This window comes from Pantoea sp. BL1 (genome assembly GCF_000963985.1).
Classification (GTDB): Bacteria; Pseudomonadota; Gammaproteobacteria; order Enterobacterales; family Enterobacteriaceae; genus Pantoea; species Pantoea rwandensis_B.
The window spans coordinates 39408-62624 of record NZ_JZRH01000010.1 but is presented as its reverse complement, the minus strand read 5'-3'; the positions used below and the strand labels follow the sequence as shown (position 1 = coordinate 62624).

At 54.9% G+C, this 23217-nt stretch carries 18 protein-coding genes; all 18 read left to right on the top strand.

Features of this window, described 5'->3' with window-relative positions; all coding sequences use genetic code 11:
- The first annotated feature begins 501 nt into the window (after positions 1–501).
- The 18 genes from VH86_RS06270 to VH86_RS06185 all read left to right on the top strand — a co-directional run bounded on the left by VH86_RS06270 (position 502) and on the right by VH86_RS06185 (position 22897).
- Positions 502–1425, top strand: a complete 924-nt coding sequence (locus VH86_RS06270) for a sugar ABC transporter substrate-binding protein (RefSeq protein ID WP_045832271.1) — start codon at positions 502–504, stop codon at positions 1423–1425.
- A 32-nt stretch (positions 1426–1457) separates the two neighbouring features.
- On the top strand, positions 1458–2942 hold the full coding sequence (locus VH86_RS06265) for a sugar ABC transporter ATP-binding protein (protein WP_034824628.1): 1485 nt from the start codon (positions 1458–1460) through the stop codon (positions 2940–2942).
- A 14-nt stretch (positions 2943–2956) separates the two neighbouring features.
- Positions 2957–3988, top strand: coding sequence for an ABC transporter permease (locus VH86_RS06260; protein WP_038646197.1), 1032 nt, complete (start codon positions 2957–2959; stop codon positions 3986–3988).
- Between the two features lie 795 nt (positions 3989–4783).
- The gene (gene nac, locus VH86_RS06255) at positions 4784–5701 is read left to right on the top strand and encodes a nitrogen assimilation transcriptional regulator NAC (protein WP_045832270.1); all 918 of its coding nucleotides are present in this window, start codon (positions 4784–4786) and stop codon (positions 5699–5701) included.
- 188 nt (positions 5702–5889) lie between these two features.
- Positions 5890–6849, top strand: a complete 960-nt coding sequence (gene cbl / locus VH86_RS06250) for an HTH-type transcriptional regulator Cbl (RefSeq protein ID WP_045832269.1) — start codon at positions 5890–5892, stop codon at positions 6847–6849.
- Between the two features lie 264 nt (positions 6850–7113).
- Positions 7114–8571: an NAD-dependent succinate-semialdehyde dehydrogenase gene (locus VH86_RS06245; protein WP_045832342.1), complete on the top strand. Its 1458-nt coding sequence runs from the start codon at positions 7114–7116 to the stop codon at positions 8569–8571.
- Between the two features lie 423 nt (positions 8572–8994).
- Positions 8995–10464, top strand: coding sequence for an aldehyde dehydrogenase (locus VH86_RS06240; RefSeq protein ID WP_045832268.1), 1470 nt, complete (start codon positions 8995–8997; stop codon positions 10462–10464).
- A gap of 32 nt (positions 10465–10496) precedes the next feature.
- A complete protein-coding gene (locus VH86_RS06235) occupies positions 10497–11165 on the top strand; it encodes a haloacid dehalogenase type II (protein WP_038646202.1) in 669 nt (222 codons plus the stop codon).
- A gap of 14 nt (positions 11166–11179) precedes the next feature.
- Positions 11180–12457, top strand: a complete 1278-nt coding sequence (locus VH86_RS06230) for an FAD-binding oxidoreductase (RefSeq protein WP_045832267.1) — start codon at positions 11180–11182, stop codon at positions 12455–12457.
- A gap of 229 nt (positions 12458–12686) precedes the next feature.
- The gene (locus VH86_RS06225) at positions 12687–14291 is read left to right on the top strand and encodes an ABC transporter substrate-binding protein (RefSeq protein WP_045832341.1); all 1605 of its coding nucleotides are present in this window, start codon (positions 12687–12689) and stop codon (positions 14289–14291) included.
- A 27-nt stretch (positions 14292–14318) separates the two neighbouring features.
- On the top strand, positions 14319–15272 hold the full coding sequence (locus VH86_RS06220) for an ABC transporter permease (RefSeq protein WP_038646208.1): 954 nt from the start codon (positions 14319–14321) through the stop codon (positions 15270–15272).
- The gene (locus tag VH86_RS06215; RefSeq protein ID WP_045832266.1) at positions 15272–16123 is read left to right on the top strand and encodes an ABC transporter permease; all 852 of its coding nucleotides are present in this window, start codon (positions 15272–15274) and stop codon (positions 16121–16123) included. Before VH86_RS06220 ends, VH86_RS06215 begins: the two co-directional genes overlap by 1 nt.
- Entirely contained in the window at positions 16120–17784 is a 1665-nt protein-coding gene (locus tag VH86_RS06210; protein ID WP_045832265.1) for an ABC transporter ATP-binding protein, read from the top strand. Before VH86_RS06215 ends, VH86_RS06210 begins: the two co-directional genes overlap by 4 nt.
- Before the next feature lie 113 nt (positions 17785–17897).
- Positions 17898–18743, top strand: a complete 846-nt coding sequence (locus VH86_RS06205; protein WP_045832264.1) for a GNAT family N-acetyltransferase — start codon at positions 17898–17900, stop codon at positions 18741–18743.
- Complete coding sequence (locus tag VH86_RS06200) at positions 18743–19669, top strand: glyoxylate/hydroxypyruvate reductase A (RefSeq protein ID WP_045832263.1); 927 nt, start codon at positions 18743–18745, stop codon at positions 19667–19669. Before VH86_RS06205 ends, VH86_RS06200 begins: the two co-directional genes overlap by 1 nt.
- A 7-nt stretch (positions 19670–19676) precedes the next feature.
- The gene (locus VH86_RS06195; protein ID WP_197080198.1) at positions 19677–20810 is read left to right on the top strand and encodes a M20 aminoacylase family protein; all 1134 of its coding nucleotides are present in this window, start codon (positions 19677–19679) and stop codon (positions 20808–20810) included.
- Positions 20811–20925: 115 nt separating this feature from the next.
- Positions 20926–22242, top strand: coding sequence for a 4-aminobutyrate--2-oxoglutarate transaminase (gene gabT / locus VH86_RS06190; protein WP_038646221.1), 1317 nt, complete (start codon positions 20926–20928; stop codon positions 22240–22242).
- A 142-nt stretch (positions 22243–22384) separates the two neighbouring features.
- Positions 22385–22897, top strand: a complete 513-nt coding sequence (locus VH86_RS06185) for an Lrp/AsnC family transcriptional regulator (RefSeq protein ID WP_045815175.1) — start codon at positions 22385–22387, stop codon at positions 22895–22897.
- Positions 22898–23217 lie beyond the last annotated feature (320 nt).

The following is a 23217-nucleotide window of genomic DNA, read 5'->3' as shown; positions in this document are numbered from 1 at the left end:
TGAACGAGGCGCATATTAGCGATGCCGATCCCTGTTGTCAAAGCCCTATCGCACACTTCTGGTTTAAGTGCGCGTAAAAGCAGCGGAATGCTGTTTTTCTGCCTTGAACGTTCAGATTTCAAACTGCCAGCAAGATCTCACTTTAAGCGCATTTCCTTTGAGATGTTAGATGCATGTCAAAGTTTTGTTATTTGCCGATTTTAAAACAATCATTTCAGTGCTTTTATGATGAAAATTTCAAATGCTGATCAGATGAAACAAATGAACTGCTTATCATCACGGGTGAAATCAGTTTTGAAGTCTGAAACAGCATTTTGAAAATAACCTTTTGATAAGTAGATAGTTGCAGGAAAGAGCAGTACCGAAACGATAGCGTTAGACCAGAAGCCTTACCTCTACAACCAGATAAATAACGCCAGTGCCGTTGAGTGAATGTAAAAAATATTTTTCATTCGTCGTATCAGCCCAACTGAGCATGTTAACGAATAAGAAGGGTTACCTATGAAATTCAAAAAAGCGTTAGTGACTTCCCTGTTAGCTTGCATGTTACCTGCCGCTGTTATGGCAAAAGACCTTCAGGTGGGCGTCTCTATGGCGCTATTTGACGATAACTTCCTCACCATTCTGCGCACCGCGATGCAGAAAGAGATGACCAAAGATGGCGTTAAGGGTCAGGTCGAAGATGCGAAAGGCGACGTTTCCCAGCAGCTGCAACAAATTCAGAACTTCATCGGTCAGGGCGTTGACGCCATCATCGTTAACCCGGTGGATACCAATGCGGTTAAACCGCTGATGGATGCGGCTTCTAAAGCGGGGGTGCCACTGATCTTCGTTAACCGCAAACCGGCAGGTGAATTGACCGACAAAATGGCTTACGTCGGCTCTGACTCCGAGCTGGCGGGCCGTCTGCAAATGGAAGCGCTGGCAAAAGCGATGAACGGTAAAGGCAACGTCGCCATTTTGATGGGCGATCTGGCTAACGAATCCACCCGTGACCGCACCAAAGGTGTTGAAGCGGTGGTGGCTAAATACCCGGGCATCAAAGTGGTTCAGAAACAGACCGCGAAATTCACCCGTAACGACGCGGTGGACGTCGTGAGTAACTGGATGACCGCAGGCGATGACATTCAGGCGATTGCGTCTAACAACGATGAAATGGCGATCGGTGCGCTGCAGGCGCTGGGCAAAAACCCGAACCACATCCTGATTGCGGGCGTGGATGGTACGCCGGATGCGTTGCAGATGCTGAAGAACGGCAAGATGGTCGCCACTGTATTCCAGGATGCTAAAGGTCAGGGTGAAGGCGCCGTACAGGCTGCTGTGAAACTGGCGAAAGGCGAGAAATTGGAGAAGGTGATTAACATTCCTTATCAGCTGATCACTAAAGACAACATGGCGCAGTTCGAATCTCGTAACCAGAAATAATCGTTCCCGACTCAGCCGTACGGAGGTGATGTATGACCGCTTTTGCGCTTGAAGCCGAAGGCATCAGCAAGTTCTTCCCCGGAGTGAAGGCACTCGACAATGTCTCACTACGCATTAAACCGGGGTCGGTACATGCCCTGATGGGTGAAAATGGCGCGGGCAAATCCACTTTAATGAAATGCCTTATCGGGATGTATCGTCCCGATAAGGGCACCATTCGCATTAAAGGGGAGCCGGTGCAGTTTCAGGACACCATGGATGCGCTGCGTTCTGGCATTTCCATGATCCACCAGGAACTGAATCTGGTGCCTTACATGACTGTGGCTGAGAACATCTGGCTCGGTCGCGAACCGATGAAGTACGGCTTTGTTGACCACGCGTTGCTGAACAAGCAAACGCAGGAATTACTCAACAAACTTAATATCCGTTTAAAGGCCGATCGTATGGTTGGCGAGCTGAGTATCGCTGCTCAGCAGATGGTGGAAATTGCCAAAGCGGTGTCGTGGAACTCCGACATTGTGATTATGGACGAACCGACCTCGGCACTGACGGAAACCGAAGTGGCGCATCTGTTCACCATTATCCGCGACCTGCGTGCACAGGGTAAAGCCATCATCTATATCAGCCACAAGATGGATGAAATCTTTACCATCACCGATGAGATCAGCATCTTCCGTGACGGAACTTGGGTGGGCAGCAACAGCACCTCTGAATTTACTCGTCAGTCATTAATTACCCAGATGGTGGGCCGTGAACTGACGCAACTGTTCCCGAAATTCAATGGTGAGATCGGCGAAGAAGTGCTGACGGTGCGCAACCTCACCTGTAAAGACCGTTTCACCGATATCAACTTCACGGTACGCAAGGGTGAAATCCTCGGCGTTGCCGGCCTGGTCGGAGCGGGTCGCAGTGAGGTAATGGAAAGTTTGTTCGGTATGGAAAGCTTCGACAGCGGTGAAGTGCTGATCGATGGCGTACCGGTCAAAATTGATTCGCCTTCCACGGCGATAGAGAAGGGCATGGCGTTCCTGACCGAGGACCGTAAAAAGTCCGGCTTATTCCTGGTGTTGTCGGTGATGGAGAACATGAGCATCGTCAATATGCCGGATTATGTCAGTAAAGCCGGTTTCGTTAGCCACATGAAGATGGCGCAGGACTGCATGGAGCAGATCCGCAAGCTCAATATTAAAACGCCGACCATGGATCAGATCATCAACAACCTCAGTGGCGGTAATCAGCAGAAGGTGTTGATTGCGCGCTGGCTGCTGGCACAACCGAAGATTCTGATCCTCGATGAACCGACGCGCGGTATTGACGTCGGGGCAAAAGCCGAGATTTACCGCTTAATCAGCGAACTGGCGAACCGTGGCGTGGCCATCATTATGGTCTCGTCTGAGTTGCCGGAAATTCTGGGCATGAGCGACCGCGTGATGGTTATGCACGGCGGACGTATAACTGGCATCCTCGATAAAGAAGAGGCCAATCAGGAAACCATTTTGTCGTTGGCATCCGAGTGAGGCGCGAGACATCTATGAGCAACGTAAAAATTACGGCCCCGCAGGCCGCGGAATCGACATCCTTCTTTGGCAATCTGCGCCATAAGCTGCCGAAAGATACCGGCATCTTTGTGGTGATGTTAGGTATTGCCCTAATCTTTGAAATTGCAGGCTGGTACGTACGTGACCAATCTTTCCTGCTCAACACCAACCGTCTGGTTTTAATTGTGTTACAGGTGGCGATCATCGGCATTATCGCGGTGGGCGTGACGCAAGTCATCATCACCACGGGGATTGACCTGTCGTCTGGTTCGGTGATTGCACTGACCGCGGTGGTGGCGGCCAGCCTGGCACAAACCTCTGACAGCCTGACACCGATGTATCCTTCTCTGGTCAACCTGCCCGCAGTCATTCCGATTGTGGCGGGGATCGGCGTAGGTCTGCTGTGCGGGGTAATGAACGGTTTCCTGATTACCAAAACCGGTATCCCGCCTTTTATCGCGACACTGGGCATGATGGTGTCGGCGCGTGGTCTGGCGCAGTACTACACGCAAGGTAACCCGATCAGCTTCCTGTCAGATGGCTTTACCTCCATCGGCCAGGGTGCAATGCCGGTGATTATCTTCCTGGTGGTGGCCTTCCTGTTCCATATCGCTCTGAAGCATACGCGTTACGGTAAGTATGTGTATGCCATTGGCGGCAACATGACCTCGGCCAAAGTGTCAGGGATTAACGTCAATAAATACCTGATCATCGTCTATACCATTGCCGGTGCGCTCTCTGGTCTGGCGGGTGTGGTGCTGGCGGCGCGCGTCAGTAGCGGCCAGTCAAGTATGGGTATGGCGTACGAGCTGGATGCGATTGCCGCAGCCGTTATCGGCGGTAGCAGCCTGATGGGTGGCGTGGGCCGTATTACCGGCACGCTGATTGGTGCGGTGATTCTGGGTCTGATTAAGAGTGGATTCACTTTCGTCGGTGTGGATGCTTACGTGCAGGACATCATTAAAGGCATCATTATCGTTGCCGCAGTCTCCATCGATATGCATCGCAACCGCAAAAAACGCTGATACGCTTCATACTTCACACTGTAGCTGCGTTGGCTGCGCCCGTTTACCCTGGTCACATAGTCATCTATGCTCCCAGGGCTAAACGGGCTTGCCGCCTTGCTACAGCGCGAATTATTTCGCGTATCTGCTTCGAGTGGGTTGTAAAACTTTTTATTTTTTCATGGATGACATGTTCAGCGGTTATCTGTGCTCTCAGATCTAAACTGCCTGCCAGCCTTGTTACAGCGCGAATGACTTAGCGTATCTGCTTTGAGTAGGGTGTAAAACAATTCATTTTTACGTTCATCTCCATCCGTTATCTGTATATCCCATGCTGAACGGCCTTTTCAGTTTTACAGCGCGAATGAGTGAACATATCGCCTTGAACGTGCTGGAATCAAAACTCCGCTTCTTGAGTCCTGTCACGCTTTAGCTGCCTTGCCTCACAATAAGTTTTCCCACTGGTTGATCCTGTTCCTTTCCCCGCGTTTGCTTTCGTTCTGACCGTTTTTGGTCACTTTCTGCGACTTCTGCACCACTGCAACGCTTTGGGTCATCACTTTTTTGCACACCTGCCACGCAATTTATGCACCATGGTGGTGCATTCTGATTCGTTTTTAATCACTCTGCGTCATGCGCTCAGCTTATTAACTCTTAAGAGGTAATCAGAAAGGCTTATTTTCCGTGCCGTTAGGAATATTCTGGCACTGCTTTTTCACGCTTCGAATAAACCTGGCCTGCATATTGCAACTTCATGAACACAAGCCAGCAGGCTGAGACACCCAAACGGGTTATTCGGGGATTGACGGAGGCAATATGAATTTAAGACGACTGAAGTACTTTGTAAAAATCGTCGATATCGGCAGCCTGACTCAGGCAGCAGAAGTGCTGCACATCGCGCAGCCTGCGCTTAGCCAGCAGGTTGCGACGCTGGAAAACGAACTCGATCAGCAGTTGCTGATTCGCACCAAACGTGGCGTAACGCCAACCGAGGCGGGCAAAATTCTTTATGCTCATGCTCGTACTATTCTGCGCCAGTGCGAACAGGCGCAAACGGCCGTCATCAACGCGGGTCAGGCGTTAAATGGCCAGGTATCAATTGGTCTGGCACCGGGCACCGCCGCTTCTTCGCTGACAATGCCGCTGTTGCAAACGGTGCGTGAACAATTCCCGGATGTACTGGTGTATCTGCATGAGAACAGCGGCACCTCTTTAAATGAAAAAGTGATGAACGGCCAGTTAGATATGGCGGTGCTGTATGACCGTGCTCCGACAGCCGGCATTAACAGCATTCCATTAATGAAAGAAGAGTTGTATCTGGTCGGTGCGACCGCATGCCCGGGCGCTACCGTTGATCTCGCCGACGTGGCGCAGATGAATTTGTTCCTGCCGCGTGACTACAGCGCGGTGCGCAAACGTGTTGATGAAGCTTTCTCTCTGCGTCGTCTGAGCGCAAAAATCATCGGTGAAATCGAGTCAATCTCAACCCTGACCGCCGCAGTTTCCAGCGGCATGGGGGTGACCGTTCTGCCGGAATCAGCGGCTCGCGCCCTGGTGAGTTCAACTCACGCGTGGATGGCACGTATTAATAGCCCATCGCTGAATCTGCCGCTCTCACTGAATATCTCTGCGCGCCTGCCACTGTCACCTTCCGCGCAGGCAGTGAAAAACATCCTGCTGTCACTGCTGAATAAGCCGATGATGGAAGAACGCGAGTTGATGTTGGTCGGTTAATCCCTTCTTCTTTACCCCAGCTATCTACGGCTGGGGTAAACCCTTCACGGTTAAACATCCGCAAACGCGTCGGGATATCACACCCTCCTTATTACTATTCCGCATAACACACCGTTTTTTATTATTTCCTGCAATGACACCAACTTCATAACATGGACGAAACAGGGCAGGGTACAGGAGAAAAGGGTGTGAATTTCCAGCAACTTAAAATTATACGTGAAGCAGCACGTTGCGAATTCAACCTGACAGAAGTGGCGAACACGCTGTTTACCTCACAATCTGGGGTCAGCCGCCATATTCGCGATCTGGAAGATGAACTCGGCGTCGAGATCTTCATTCGTCGCGGCAAGCGATTGCTGGGCATGACTGAACCGGGCAAGGCGCTGTTAACCATTGCTGAACGCATTCTTGATGAAGCAGGCAAAGTACGTCGCCTGGCGGATGTGTTTACCAATGAAACCAGCGGCGTGCTGACGATTGCCACCACACATACGCAGGCCCGCTATAGTCTGCCGCGTGTGATCAAAGCATTCCGACAGCTCTATCCTAATGTTCGTCTTGAACTCAATCAGGGTTCGCCGCAGGAAATTGTGGCCATGCTGCTGGCGGGTGAAGCTGATATTGGTATTGCCTCCGAGCAACTGGTGAACAACAGCAGCCTCGCGGCATTCCCGTGGTTTAGCTGGCACCACTCGTTATTGGTGCCACACGACCATGAACTGTTACAGCATCAGCCGATCACGCTGGCTAGCCTGAGCCGCCATCCATTGATCACCTATCGTCAGGGGATCACGGGTCGCTCGCGTGTTGACCGCGCGTTCCAGGCGGCGGGCCTTAAGCCGGACATTGTGCTCAGTGCGCAGGATTCTGATGTCGTGAAAACCTATGTTGAGCTGGGTCTCGGCGTCGGCATTCTGGCTGATCAGGCATGTGACATCTATGAGGGTGAAGATTTGGTCAAAATTGACACTCACCATCTGTTTGATGCCAACACCGTATGGCTGGGATTGAAGCGCGGCCAGCTGCAACGCAATTACGTCTGGCAGTTTCTGGAACTGTGTAATGCCAATCTGTCGCTGGAAGAGATTAAGCGTCAGGCGCTCTCTTATGAAACGGAGTCTGAACCCGCTATCGATTTCCAGATTTAAGCCACAGGTCGCCATGAAGGGTGACCCAACATTCCCCGTAGGGTGCGCATTCATGCGCACCTGGCCACAAACCTCACCGTAAACGACGACGCATTCATGCGCACCTGGCCACAAACCGCACCGTAATTGATGACGCATTCGGTGCAGCATAAAATTTCTTTTGTCGCCCTAAAACGCATCCCAGCCCAGTTTCCACCCCGTAGAAAAACATCCTGCACTGCTGCGCCACGTTACAGTGAAATGAACAGGATAAAGGGGATGAAAATGTCGCGGATTCAATTAAAAGATGCAGAACTGTTGCGCCAACAGGCGCTGTTTGGTGGACGCTGGCAGGACGCCCATGCGGGCGCCACGCTGCCGGTCATCGATCCCTCCACTCAACAGCAGATTGCCACTATTCCTGCACTGGGTGCAGCCGAAACCGAGCAGGCGATAGATTATGCTGAGTCGGTGCGTGTCAGCTGGGGCAAAACCCCGAATGCATCGCGCGCCGCGCTGTTGGATAAGTGGCATCAGCTGATTCTTGATAATGCGGACGATCTGGCGATCATCATGACCGCCGAGCAGGGCAAGCCGCTGGCAGAAGCGAAAGGCGAGGTGTTATACGGCGCCAGCTTTGTGAAGTGGTTCGCTGAAGAGGCGCGCCGCATTTATGGCGATACCATTCCGGCGCCCAGCGAAGACCGCCGCGTTCTGGTTCTGAAACAGCCCGTTGGCGTGGCCGCCGCGATCACACCGTGGAATTTCCCGATTGCGATGATTACCCGCAAAGTGGCACCTGCACTGGCCGCCGGTTGCCCGATCATCGTGAAACCTTCTGAACTGACGCCCCTGTCGGCTCTGGCTCTGGCGGTACTCGCGGAACGTGCAGGGTTTCCCTCTGGCGTGCTCCAGGTGCTCACCGGATTGCCGACCGAGATCGGCAGCACACTGACCGCCAGCCGCACGGTACGAAAAATCTCCTTTACCGGATCCACACGTGTTGGCCAGTTGCTGATGCAACAAAGTGCCGACAGCATCAAGCGTCTGAGCCTTGAGCTGGGCGGCAATGCCCCTTTGATCGTGTTTGATGATGCCGATCTCGATGTCACCATTCCCGGTGTGATGGCGAGTAAATTCCGTAATGCCGGGCAGACTTGCGTCTGCGCCAACCGCATTTTGGTGCAACGCGGCATCTATGAGCGTTTTAGCGAGAAACTGCTTGAGGCAGTGGCAACCCTTAAAGTGGGGGATGGATTTGAACCCAGTAGCACGATTGGGCCACTGATTAACGATCGCGCTGTTGAGAAGGTGAACAGCCATATTGATGATGCGCTTAGCCAGGGCGCCACCTTACTGCGTGGCGGGATAAGTGCAGCGAATGGCACCTTTGTTGAGCCGACCGTGTTGGGTAATGTCACCAGCAGTATGCGTATTGCGCATGAAGAAACCTTCGGCCCGGTCGCACCGCTTTTTGTCTTCGATACGGAAGAGGAAGCGATACGCATGGCGAATGACACACCTTATGGATTGGGCGCTTATTTCTTTACGGAGAATATACGCCGAGCCTGGCGCGTGGCGGAATCATTAGAATTTGGCATGGTCGGTTTTAATACCGGTGCGATTTCATTAGATGCGGCCCCCTTTGGCGGAATTAAATTATCCGGATTAGGACGTGAAGGTTCTCGCTATGGAATTGAAGAGTATCTGGAGCAGAAAACGTTTCATATGGGCAGTATATAAATGCAGCAATGCGCGTTAAATCGTGCCGCTACAAATAGGTAGCCGTGCAATTTATTGCGAATAATGACTTTCATCATCAATTTCATAATCAGCGCCGGCGGCCTCAGGTTCCCGGCGCTGTTTTATTTTGTGCGTGCCGTCATACTTTTCCGGCTCATCACCGTTTTAGTGCAAATTTCGTGCGAGCTGCACCGTAGGGATGCACGAATTTTGTGAAGTAAATCATCTGTTTATTCCTTCGGCAATTCCGCAAATTTTCCCTCTTCAATACGGCAGAAAATTTTTCTGGGCTGTTTTTTACGCATTTTTATTTTTTACTGGGCTGGCATACTTTCTGCATTAGCTTATTAACGTGACAGATAAATGTAGTGCAAATCGTTAATTGGCGCACATGTGATGGGTGTAACAAATAAGGAATTTTCCATGTTAAGTTTCGACCCTGAAAAAGTTTCTCTCCCCATTGGCCATTATATTGGTGGCCAGCATGTCACCACCCAGGGCGCACGTTTCGCTGTAAAACGGCCGTCTGATGGCAAAGTCTATGCCGAGCTGAGCGAAGCCCAGGCCAGTGATGTTGATCGGGCTGTCACCCTGGCTCATGAAGCGCTAAAAACCAGTGGCTGGCGCAGCTGCCCACCACGGCAACGTGGCAAAGTGTTACGCCGCTGGGCGGATCTGATTGAAAGCGATCCGTTACTGGCTCAGCTCGAAGCGTTGGGGTCGACGCGGCCGATCAGCGATGTGGTACAGCATGAAATTCCGTTCACTGCAGAAGCTATCCGTTTCTATGCCGAGTGTGCAGACAAATACAGTGGCGATCTGTTCCCGACGCAAGAAAGCAGCCTCGGCATGCTGATTTCGGAGCCGTACGGCGTGATTGGCGCGATTACCCCGTGGAATTTCCCGCTATCGATGGCGTCGTGGAAATGCGGTCCAGCACTGGCAGCAGGTAATGCGGTGGTGCTGAAACCTTCGGAGCTGACACCTTTCTCTACGGTGCGCATGGCAGAACTGGCGGTACAGGCCGGTTTACCGGCGGGCATTCTGAATATTGTGCAGGGCAGTGGCGCAGTAACCGGCAGCGCCCTTGTCACCCATCCGCTGGTGCGCAAAGTCTCGTTTACCGGTTCCACTGTGACGGGCGCTCGCATCATGAGTGACGCAGCACAGCATGGCATGAAGCCTGTCACGCTGGAGTTAGGGGGTAAAAGCCCACAGTTGGTGTTCGATGATGCGGGCGATATCGATGTGCTGGCACAGCGCATCCTGCGCGGTTTCACCGCCAACGGAGGACAGGCATGCGTCGCGGGTACTCGCCTAATTGTACAACGTGGCATCGCTCAACCGCTGCTGGATCGCCTGGTGGCGCTGTGTCAGCAGCCGCAGCCAGGTGTCACCTGGCAAGACAGCAGCCGTTATGCGCCGCTGATCGATGAGCGCCAGGGCAACAAGGTGGCATCAGTGATTGCTGAAGCCAAAGCGCAGGGCGCGGAAGTGTTAGTGGGCGGTGAGCGTTTTGCCGACACCGATGGCGGGTGGTTCTGGCAACCGACCTTGCTGTGTGGTGTGGCGGCAGACAACCCAGCCGTGCAGCAAGAGATTTTTGGCCCGGTGCTGACCGTGCAGGAGTTCGACAGCGAAGAGGAAGGTCTGGCGCTGGCCGCGCATGAGACTTACGGATTGTGTGCGGGCGTACATACGCTGAGCCTGCCGCGTGCCATGCGAGCGATGCGTGCCATCGAATCTGGCACCGTATGGATCAACCGTTATGGCCGCTCCGGTGATTTTATTATTCCTACTGGAGGCTTCCTTGGCTCTGGTATTGGCAAGGATCTGGGACGTCAGGCATTTCAGGCCTGTCAGCGCCAGAAGAGTGTATTAATCGATTTTTAAATTCACGTATCAGACAACGACGAGGTCGCGTCATGGCACTGTTTAAACCGAAATTCATCACCTTTGATTGCTACGGCACCCTGATTAACTTTGACATGGCGGGAGCGGCTGAACGCTGCTTTAAGGATCGTGTATCCCCGCAGGAGATGCTCGCATTCACCACCGATTTCGCCATCTATCGCCGCGATGAGGTGCTGGGAGCGTGGAAGCCTTACTACGATGTGGTGAGTGATGCATTGCAGCGCACCTGCAAAAAATGGGGCGTGCAGTGGAGCCAGGCAGACAGTGATTTTATCTACACCGATTGCGCCACCTGGGGACCGCACCCCGATGTGCCGGCTGGGCTGGCAAAAGTGGCGAAAGAGTTTCCGCTGGTGCTGCTCACCAACTCTATGAACGATTTGATTCCGCACCATGTGCCGCGTCTCGGTGCACCGATCCACATGACCATCACCGCGGAAGAAGTGGGTGCGTATAAGCCACAGATGAAAGGCTTCGAGTACATGCTGGACAAGCTGAATTGTGGTCCGGAAGAGATCCTGCACGTTTCGTCGAGCCTGCGCTATGACCTGATGACCTGCTATGACATGGGCATCAAAAACAAAGTGTGGGTCAATCGCGGTCACGATCCGGCCAACCCAGCGTATGAATACACCGAGATTAAAGACATCGGCGGTCTGCCCGCTGTGGTTGGACTCTAAGCCCGGAGGCGGCGATGAAACTCGAATCATTCTGGCAAGCCACCGCACCGGAATTTACCGGCGCAGCGAGCGGCGCACTGCCGACGGTTGCGGATGTGGTGGTGATTGGCGGCGGATTTACCGGCATCTCAACCGCGCTGAATCTCGCACGACAGGGTATCAACGTAGTGGTGCTGGAAAGTGGCAACGTGATGAGTCAGGCCTCCGCGCGTAACGGTGGGCACTGCAATACCGGCGTGTCGCAAAACTTTGCTTCGTTGGTGGCCAGCCAGGGGATCGAACAAGCCAGTCGCTTCTACCGTGCTTTTGACGACGCCGTGAGTTATGTCCAGCAACTGGTGCGGGAAGAGCAGATTGATTGTGATTTTCGCCTGTGCGGCAAGCTCAAGCTCGCCAGCAAAGCGTCGCATTTCCCCGGGCTGCGCAGCGCATGGCAACTGATGCGTGACACCGTTGACCCGGAAATCGAGTTGATCAGTAAAGATGAGATTCGCCGTGAAGTGGGCAGCGATGCCTTTCACGGTGGCTTACTGCAAAAACGCGGTGGCCAGATGCATATGGGCAAGTTCGGCATGGGTCTCGCCAATGCGGCGGCCCGCGCGGGAGCGAAGATCTTTCCGCATCACGCGGTGACCGGCTTGACGCGTCTGGATGGCTACCGTCATCGCGTCACCACGGCCCAGGGCGAGATCATCGCGGAAAAAGTCATGATGGCCACCGGCGTATCGAATGAAGGGCCATTCCCATGGTTCCAGCGCCGCATCGTGCCGGTAGGCAGCTTTATCGTGGTGACTGAACCGCTGGGTGATGCGTTGATTGAACAAGTGCTGCCCAAAGATCGCACCTACGTCACCTCTCTGAACATCGGCAACTACTTCCGTACCACTGCCGATCGTCGCCTGGTGTTTGGGGGGCGTGCACGTTTTGCCGTCAGCAATCCGACCTCGGATACGCGCAGCGGCGAAGTGTTGCGCGCCGCGATGACCGCGCTGTTCCCGCAGCTGGGCAAATCGCGCATCGATTACTGCTGGGGCGGCATGGTGGATATGACGTCCGATCGCCTGCCGCATGCGGGTGAGCACGATGGCGTGTTCTATTCACTGGGTTACAGCGGCCATGGCACACAGATGTCGGTGTGGATGGGGCGGGTGATGGCGGATTTACTGGCAGAAAAACGTAACGAAAACCCCTGGCAGCGCGATGCATGGCCTGCGCTGCCAGGTTACCACGGGAAACCCTGGTTTTTGCCTCTCGCGGGGCTGTATTACAAGGCTAAGGATCGGCTCTCCTGATAGTGAGTCTGGTGCGCATCAATGTGCACTCTACGATGGGATTCTTCAGGTCGCTACTGATGCGCGCCGGGGGGACTCTCTCGAGGGGGCGCATAAATGCACATCCTAAGGTGTCATTGATTTGGCATTAATGCGGGCGCTATCCGGTTTGGTCGGGGGCCACATTAATGGCGATGTGATTGACGCTCGATTATCAAAACAAACAACTTTTCATATTGAGGGTGTGCAGATGAGTAAATTCGATAAAGAGTCTGACGCTGTAAATCCGGCCCTGACACGTATGCTGACTGAGGGATCTCTGTCACGTCGTGGCCTGATGAAGTTGTTGTCTGCTGGTGCAGTCATGAGCAGTGGCTTGATAGGTTTTCCGCAGATGAGCTTTGCGGCTGAAACCCCGGTGAAAGGCGGCAAGATGCGTGCAGCCATGTCCAACGCCTCCGCTACCGATACACTCGATCCTGCCAAAGGCAATAACAGCGGTGACTACACCCGCCAGTTTATGGTTTACAGCGGCCTGACCGAACTCGACCAAAAGTTGGCGATTCAACCGGGGCTGGCGGAATCCGTGGAGTCTTCGGATGGTGTCACCTGGCACATTAAATTGCGCAAAGGGGTCACGTTCCACGACGGTAAACCCTTCACCGCGAAAGACGTCATTTTCTCACTCAGCCGCCACAAAGATCCCGCCGTGGCTTCCAATGCTTTTAAGCTGGCCGATCAGTTCAAAACCTTCACGGCGGTGAACGATAACGAAGTCACACTGGAGCTGAGCAGCGCCAACTTTGATGTGCCTTATATGCTCGCCAGTGCCCCGTTCCTGATTGTGCAGGATGGCACCAAAGACTTCAGCAAAGGTATTGGCACGGGTCCGTTCAAATTGAAAGAGTTCACGCCGGGCGTACGCTCTGTTGGCGTGAAGAACCCGAACTACTACAAGCCCGGCCTGCCACATCTCGACGAAATCGAACTGCTGGGCGTCACCGACCAGGCGGCACGCGTCAATGCGTTAATGTCGGGTGACTTGCATATCGTATCGACCCTGAGCGCAGCCGACAGTAATCGTTTGAAAGCCACGCAAGACTTCGCGGTGCTGGAAAGTAAGGCGGGCATGTACACCAACCTGATCATCCGCACCGACATGAAGCCGGGTAGCAGTGAAGATTTCGTGCTGGCGATGAAGTATCTGCAGCCGCGTGAAATTGTGCTGAAAACCGTGTTACAGGGTTATGGCGATATCAGTAACGATACACCCGTGCCGCCGTGGCATCCGCTGTTTAACGCCGATCTCAAACCGCGTCCACTGGATGCCGAAAAAGCCAAATTCCACATCGAAAAAGCCGGCATGAAAGGGGCAACGGTGGAGATCATCACCACACCCAACATAGAAGGTGCGGTGGAAGGGGGCCAGTTAATCCAGCAAGTGGCACGTAACACCGGGCTGAACGTTAAGGTACGTCGCGTGCCGTATGACGGCTACTGGTCAACGCACTGGACCAAAGATCCGGTGGGCTATGGCTCGATCAACCCGCGTCCAACGCTGGATATGCTGTTCTCTCAGTTCTATATGTCGAGCGCGGCCAACAATGAATCTGGCTGGAAGAACGATCAGTTTGACCAGTTGGTCGTTGCCGCACGCGGTGAGCGCGATCAGGGCAAGCGCAAACAGATGTATGGCGATATGCAGAAGCTGATCTACGACCACTGCGGCACCATCATCCCCACCTTTATCAGTACCCTCGACGGGTACAGTAAAAAAGTGGGCGGCGTCGAAGCCTGGCCAAGCGGCATGATGATGGGTTACCGCTTCCATGAGTTCGCCTGGCTGAAAGCCTAATTCGTCATCCGTCAGAGGAGAACGCCGATGAATCGATACATGTTGTTTCTGATTGCCCGGCGCGCAGGTGCGGGCATCCTGACCTTGCTTATCGTCTCGGCGGTGGTGTTTTTTATCACCAGCCTGCTGCCTGGCGACGCCGCGCAGATGATCCTGGGGCAAAACGCCACGCCGGAAACGGTGGCGGCGTTACGCCAGCAGCTGGGTCTGGATCAGCCGTTGTTGATGCGTTACTTCAGCTGGCTTGGCGGAATGCTGCACGGTGATTTTGGTACCTCGTTTGCCAGCCATCTGCCGGTGACGCAACTGGTAGGACAGCGTATTCCTGCCACGCTGGAGCTGGCGGGCATCACCACGGTAATCTGCGTCCCGCTGGCGCTGGTGATCGGCATTCTGGCCGCCATGAATCGCGGTTCAGCACTGGATCGCTTTCTGGTGATCGCCACCATGGCGACGGTGGCGGTACCGGAGTTTCTGGTGGCCACCGTGGCAGTGTTGATCTTCGCGGTCAAACTGCATTGGGTCTCGGCGATGTCGTTTGGCAGCCCCGATATGGATCTCGTCAGTTATCTGAAAGCTTACGCACTGCCGGTGCTGACGTTGTGCTGCGTATTAGTGGCGCAGATGGCACGGATGACGCGTTCGGCGATCATTAATCAGCTCGACAGCCCGTATCTGGAGATGGCGTTGCTGAAAGGGGTCTCGCCGCTGCGTGCCGTGTTGCGTCATGCGCTGCCGAATGCGGTGGGACCGATTGCCAACGCCATTTCGCTCAGCCTGTCTTACCTGTTTGGTGGGGTGATCATTATTGAGTCGATCTTCAGCTACCCCGGTCTCGCCAGTGCGCTGGTGGATGCCGTGAGTAACCGCGATCTGCCGGTGGTGCAGCTGTGCGTGATGATGTTCGCCGCCTGTTATCTGGTGCTGCTGCTGATTGCTGACATCCTGACTATCGCCTTTAACCCAAAATGGAGGAGCTGATGAATAGCTTGCTGCTTCCTGTACGAATTTTTCAGTCGCTGTCGATCTCCGGTCGCATTGGCCTGGCGATCTCTCTGTTTTGGGTACTGATGGCGCTGTTCGGCAATCAACTGGCGCCGCATAGCGTAGAGGATATCGGTGGTGGCCCGATGCTAGGAGGGATGACCGCTGACAACCTGCTGGGCACCGATTATCTCGGTCGCGACATCCTCAGCCGCATCTTATACGGTGCGAAATTCTCCATCGGTCTGGCGTTGACCGCTGCGCTGGGTGCTAGCCTGATCGGCACCTTGCTGGCGCTGTTGGCCGCTGTGGCCGGACGCTGGCTCGAGGAGTTGCTGGGCCGCATTAACGATGCCATGTTGGTGCTGCCAGGCAAAGTGCTGTCGCTGATGATTGTCGCCGTGTTTGGTTCGTCGCTACCGATGCTGATTCTGACTGCCGTCTTCACCTACTGGCCCGGTGCGTTCCGTATCGCGTTCGCCATGGCCAGCAGTTTGCGCAATATGGATTACGTCCGTGCTTCACGACTGCGTGGCGAAAGCCGCTGGTATGTGGCCATCCATGACATTCTGCCGAATATGGTGCATCCGATGCTCACCGATTTTGGCCTGCGTTTTGTCTATATCGTGCTGTTACTCAGCGGCTTGAGCTTCCTGGGCTTAGGCGTGCAACCACCTTATGCTGATTGGGGCACGCTGGTACGTGAAAATCTGCAGGGCCTGTTTAACGGCTCACCTGCGGTATTGATGCCGGCAATGGCGATTGCCAGCTTAACCATCGGCGCCAACCTGTTTATTGACAGCCTGCAGCAGATGCGTCCGCTGACGCTGGCGAAGGAGGGAGCATGAACGTGACACCCCATACAGCCATGCCCGTGATCTCCGTTGAAAACCTGCGTGTCACCGCCGAGACGGATAAGGGCGAAGAGATCGATCTGGTTTCAGATATCCGTTTTACCGTACAAAAAGGCGAAGTGCTGGCGCTGATCGGCGAATCCGGTTCGGGTAAAACCACCATCGCCATGGCGCTGATGGGCTATGCGCGCCACGGCTGCCGCATCGCCGAGGGCAACATTCATCTGGCGGGCACCGACGTGCGTAGTCTGTCGCCCGGCCAGCTGCGCGAATTTCGCGGCAACAAAGTGGCCTACATCGCCCAAAGTGCGGCAGCTTCCTTCAACCCGGGGATGCGTATTCTCGACCAGGTTATCGAGCCGGTGGTGATCCACGGCACCATGAAACGCAAAGCCGCCAAAGAGAAGGCGATCACGCTGTTTCGTGAGCTGGCATTGCCGAATCCTGACACCATTGGCGACCGTTTCCCACATCAGGTCTCTGGCGGACAGCTGCAGCGTCTGATGACGGCCATGGCACTGATTGGCGATCCGGATGTGGTGATCCTCGATGAGCCGACCACGGCACTGGATGTCACCACTCAGGTTGAAGTACTGAAAGCGTTTCGCCGTGTGGTGGCACAGCGCGGTGTCACCGCAATTTACGTCAGTCACGATCTGGCGGTGGTGGCGCAGATGGCGGATCGCATTCTGGTGCTGCTGCGTGGAAAAATGGCCGAGTACGGCTCCACTGAGCGTTTGATTGGCGCACCGCAGGCTGAATATACCCAACTGTTAATGGATGCTGCACGCCAGAAAGAGCGAGAAAGCAGCTGGACCTGCGCAGAGGCTGATGCGCAGCCGCTGATGGAAGTGCGCGATCTCAGTGCCGGTTATGGCCCACGTGATAGTGAGGGCAAACCGAAAACGCTGATTCTGGAAGATATCAATCTCAAGCTGTGGAAAGGGCAAGCGATTGGCATTATCGGCGAGTCGGGTTCGGGTAAAACCACGTTGGCACATGCGATTGCCGGCCTTAATGCCCCGAGTCACGGTCATATTCTGTTTAATGGTCACTACATCAATGGCGACATGCATAAACGCCCGGATAACGAACTGCGGCGGATCCAGTATGTGTTCCAGATGGCGGATACCGCGCTGAACCCGGCACACAGCGTGGAACGTATTCTGACTCGCCCGCTCGTGCTGTTCCACGGTCTGAAAGGGGCCGATCTTGAGCGTCGTATGCATCAGTTACTGGACCTGGTCAAACTACCGCGCTCAGTCTTGTGGCGTCGCCCATGGGCGCTCTCCGGTGGGCAGAAGCAGCGTGTGAATCTGGCCCGTGCCCTTGCGGCGGAGCCGGATCTGATTCTGTGCGATGAAGTGACATCGGCATTAGATACGGTGGTCGCCGCTGCCGTACTGGATCTGATCAGCGAACTGCGTCGTGAGTTGGGGCTGTCGGTGCTGTTTATCAGTCATGATATGCATGCGGTCCGCGCCGTTTGCGATGATATCGTGGTGATGAAATCAGGCCGCATCGTCACGCAAATTTCCCGCGCTGATTATGATAAGCCGACCAGTGAGCTGTACTTCGAGCGTCTTAAACGGGCGGTGCCGGAGCTGCGCCAGGGTTGGCTGGATGAGCACGAAGAAGTGCTTAAAGCAGAATAAACATCACGGCATTCGTAGCGATGCGATAAATCGCACATCTCAATGGCGAAACCGCTCGCGCAGCAGATTGCGCCGCTACGTCGCGGGGGCGTTTTACAAGAAAGGAGCAGCAGATGATCACATTACGCGCCATGACGCAGGACGATATTGAACACGGCTATGCCATCACCCAACAGCTCAAGTGGCCGCATCGTCGTGAAGACTGGCAGCAGGCGTTGGCATTGGGTGAAGGCGTGGTCGCTGAAGAACAGGGCAAATTTGTCGGCAGCGCTTTTGGCTGGCGTTGGGGTGAACACGCCGCCACCATTGGTCTGGTGGTGGTGAATCCGACCTGCCAGGGGCGCGGCATTGGTAAGCAGCTGATGCTGGCCGTGATGGAAAAATTCCCGGACGCCGTGATTCGTTTACATGCGACGGAAATGGGGCAGGGGTTGTATGAGAAGCTCGGCTTCAAGGTGACGGGCAGCATCCAGCAGCACCAGACACGAGAGCTGGCAGCCGTGCCTGCGGTGAGTATCCCCACCGGTCTGACGCTGCGTAATGTTGAGGCGAATGACGTCGATCTACTTACCGAATTAGATCATCAGGCTCACGGTATGTGGCGTCCACAGTTGATGCAAACGCTGATCGCTGACCATCAAACGGTATTGCTGCAGGACGCGCATCAGCGGGTGCAAGGTTTTGCCAGCCTGCGCCGCTTTGGTCACGGCTGGGCAATTGGCCCGGTGATTGCGCGCGATATCGAGACGGCACAGGCGTTAATTGCCGCGCTGATGCAGGGTTTGCGCGGCGAGTTTGTGCGCATCGACACCGATGCGGCTTTGCCGCTGGCGAGCTGGCTGGAAACTCTGGGATTGGTCAAGGTTGATGCGCCCACCACCATGTATCTGGGAACGCCGTGGTCACCGCAAGCCGGTGAGATGCAGGCGTTTGGGTTGATGACCCAGGCGATGGCCTGATGCATATCGTTTATAAATCGGAGGCCACGCGCGGAGCCCACTGGCAGCGCTGGCTGGCTGAGCATGCACCGGATGTGCAGATGCATATCTGGCCGGATGTGGGTGACGCAGAACAGGTTGAACTGCTGGTGGCCTGGCAACCGCCGGAAGATGTCATGGCGACGTTCCCTAATCTCAAGGCGCTACTGTCGGTGGGCGCGGGGGCCGATCAGTTCGATCTAAGCCAACTGCCGCCCCATTTGCCAGTGGTGCGCATGATCGAACCCGGCCTGACGCAAGGCATGGTGGAGTACGTCACCTTTGCCGTGCTGGGGTTGCATCGTGATATGCCGCGCTATTTCCAACAGCAGCGCGCAGCAACGTGGCAAACGCACCCGATTCGTACCGCCCATCAGCGGCGGGTGGGGGTCATGGGCTTAGGCGAACTCGGCCAGGCATCTTTGCAGCAGCTGGTGTCATTAGGGTTTGACTGTGCGGGCTGGAGCCGAACACCGCGTGAACTCGAGGGCGTGCGCTGCTGGCATGGCGCCGAGCAACTGGCTGAGTTTCTGGCACACAGCGACATTCTGGTGTGTTTGCTGCCGTTGACTGATAGCACACGCGGTTTGCTCAACGCTGAACTGTTTGCGCAGTTACCTGCCGGAGCCGCACTGGTACTGGTGGGGCGTGGCCCGCAGTTGAATCATGACGATCTGCTCACGGCACTGGCCAGCGGACAAGTGAGCGCAGCCGTGCTCGATGTGACCGATCCCGAACCTTTACCGCCGGAACACCCTTTCTGGCAGCATCCTGCCATCTGGCTCACGCCGCATATTGCCAGCCAGACGCAAACCGATAGCGCAGTGGCGGCGCTGCTCGACAACCTGCGCCGCTACCAACGCGGCGAACCGATGGTCGGTCTTATCGATCGCAAACGGGGATACTGAGATGGAACTGGAACAATTAGTCGCTCTGCGACGGGATCTGCACGCCCATCCCGAGCTGGGGTATCAGGAAACACGCACCAGCGACATTGTGGCGCAGGTGCTGCAAGAACATGGAATTGAAGTGCACCGTGGCATGGGAAAAACCGGTGTTGTAGGCGTGCTGAAGCGTGGCAACGGCACGCGCATCATTGGCCTGCGCGCTGATATGGATGCGCTGCCGATGCAGGATAACGGCACCCAGGCGTGGAAAAGTGTGCATGCCAATGTCTGCCATGCCTGCGGTCACGATGGCCATACGGTGATGCTATTAGGTGCGGCTATCCAACTGGCGCAACAAAGTGATTTTGACGGCACGCTGGTATTTATCTTTCAGCCGGCAGAAGAGGGACTCGCCGGCGCGAAAGCGATGATCGATGACGGCCTGTTCCAGCGATTTCCTTGCGATGCAGTATTTGCCCTGCATAACTGGCCCGAACTGCCGCTGGGCGACGTGCAGACGCGACCGGGCGCCATCATGGCGGCGGCGGATCGCTTTGATATCACGGTAAAAGGTGGCGGCGGTCATGCCGCACAGCCGCACCTGACGCGCGACACGCTGCTGGCGACCAGCGAGCTGGTGGTGCAACTCAATACGCTGGTGGCGCGTGCACTTGATCCCTGCGAGCCGGGATTGCTCACGGTGACGCGCATGCAGGGCGGTTTCTCCCACAACATGATTCCAGCGGAAGCCAGTATCACCGGCACAGTGCGTACATTCAGCCCAGCGGCGCAGGACATCATTGAAAGTCGTTTGCGTGAAATGGCGCAACATGTCACGGCGGCGCACGGCCTGCAGGCAGAGGTGAGCTATCTGCGCTATTACCCGGCCACGGTCAATCATGTGGGGGCTGCACAAGTGGCGCTTGAGGCATTGCGCGAGGCGGGCATCCCTGCTGAACAAGCCAGGCAACCGGCACTGACGTCAGAAGATTTTGCCTTTATGTTGCAGGCAAAACCGGGCGCCTATCTGTGGATCGGGTCGGCACCCAGCCAGCCCTTGCACCATTCCTCTTACGACTTTAACGACGCACTGATCCCGCACGGTATTCAGACTTTGACGGCCATCGCCCGCCACGCGCTGCGTGCAGAATTTCCCTGCTGATTGGCAGAAGATTTTGAAACGAAATGCCGCTGCTTTGCTGATTACGGCAGCGTGAGAAACCAACGGGTTGCGATACTTGAGCCAACCGAACGTTACGTGGATGAGGATTTTGAAAATGCAGAATGTCATGGCGGAGCAGCAAGCGTATAGCGATAACGGCCTGTTACTGGATGCACGTGAGCAGAATGTGCCACGTGGTGTGGTCACCGCGCATCCGTTGGTGATTGAACGGGCAAAGGGCAGTGAAGTGTGGGATGTTGAGGGCAATCGCTATCTCGATTTTGTCGGCGGGATTGGGGTACTCAACGTGGGTCATAACCATCCGGCAGTGGTGAATGCGGTGACAAAACAGCTTGGGCTGGTGTCACACGCCTGTTTCCAGGTTGTTGCCTATCCGGGCTATATCGAACTGGCGCAGCGCCTGAATGCGCTGGTGGGTAAAGGTGAAGATTTCAAAAGCGTGTTCTTCACCAGCGGCGCGGAGGCGGTAGAAAATGCGGTGAAAATTGCCCGTGCGCACACCAATCGCAGCGGCATCATCGCGTTTGACGGTGCCTTCCATGGCCGTACCTTACTGGGCTGTACCCTGACGGGGATGAGCCAGCCGTATAAACAGAACTTCGGCCCGTTCGCCTCAGAAGTGTATCGCCTGCCTTATCCTAATGCCTTCCATGGCGTCAGTGATGATGACTGCCTGCAAGCACTGGAACAGTTGTTCGCCGTGCAGATCCTGCCGGAGCGAGTGGCGGCAATCATCATCGAGCCTGTTCAGGGTGACGGTGGCTTCCTGCCAGCGGGTGCGAACTTTATGCAAGCGCTGCGTCGCATTACCGAAAAACACGGCATCGTGCTGATTCTCGATGAAGTGCAGACCGGATTTGGTCGTACCGGTACGCTGTTTGCCTTCGAGCAACTGGGTATTACGCCGGATCTGGTGACAGTGGCGAAGAGTCTGGGTGGCGGTCTGCCGATTTCCGGCGTAGTCGGCAAAGCGGCCATCATGGATGCGCCATTACCTGGCGGTCTCGGCGGCACCTATGGCGGTAACGCTCTGGGCTGTGCGGCGGCGCTGGCGGTGCTGGACCTGCTGGAAAACGACAATCTGCTGGCGCGCAGCAATCAGCTGGGTGAACAGCTTAACGCGCGTCTGCAACAGCTGGCGGAGAAGTATGCCTGTATTGGCGAAGTGCGCGGTGTGGGCTTTATGCAGGCGGTGGAGATTATCGACTTCGAAACCAAACGCCCTGACGCAGCGATGACGCAGAAAATCCTCGACTGCGCCTGCCAGGAAGGTCTGTTGCTGATCAAATGCGGCCTGCATCGCAACGTGGTGCGCTTCCTCGCGCCACTGGTGACCACAGATTCTCAGTTGGAAGAAGCGTTACATATCTTTGATATTGCGCTGGCCCGCGCCAGTGGTCGCCTGGGATAAATCCGGCTTCCTCATTGATATCTCAGGAATTATTGACTCGACCAATGAATGACGTGACGTGCGGAAGTCGCTAGCGCCGTCACGTCAAAGCGTGATATACCATCGTATCAGCCTGCGCGATTGGTCAACAATGAGGGGTGCTATGAACGGCTTAATGAAACTCGACCGCATCGACATCAACATCCTGGTGCAACTACAAAAAGATGGCCGTATCAGCAACGTCAATCTCGCCGATGCCGTTGGACTTTCGCCCAGCCCTTGTTTGCAACGGGTGAAGCGCCTGGAGCAGGCTGGATTTATTACCGGATATGAAGCCCACATCAATCTGACCAAAATTACCGATTCCGTCACCGTGTTTACCGAAGTGACGCTCTCGGGCCATCGCCGCGAAGATTTTATGAAATTTGAAAATGCGGTACGCGATGTGGATGAGCTGATGGAGTGCCACTTGATTACCGGCGGCTACGACTATTTGCTGCGCTTTATTACCCGCAGCATTGAGCACTACCAGGAAGTGATTGAGAAGATGCTGGATGCGCAAATTGGCATCGATAAGTACTTCAGCTATATCGTGATCAAATCGCCGATTATGAAAAGTACTGTTCCACTGCGATCGCTGATTGCTAAGCATAACTCAGTTGATTTTAGTGTCTGATTTTCCCTCATGAGACCTTCTCCCGTTTTGGGAGGAGGGATCCACTAAGCCCCTGCATTGATGATACGGGAACATGATTCTCCCCTCCCTCAGATCTCATTTTTCGTTTCTGCTAACCCAGCCATTGTCATGTTGCCCGCCGGATCGATTGGCGCGGTTGCTCGCGGGTGGGAGAGAACGGTAACACGCGCGTTGACCCCGCAGCATAAAATTTCTTCTCTGCCGTAAATTCCCTTTATCTTTACTGTTCAGGTCGTGGCTTCACGCGCGCCCGGTGCCTGCATATTCGTACACTCAATTTATCGCTTTACAAGGAGTTG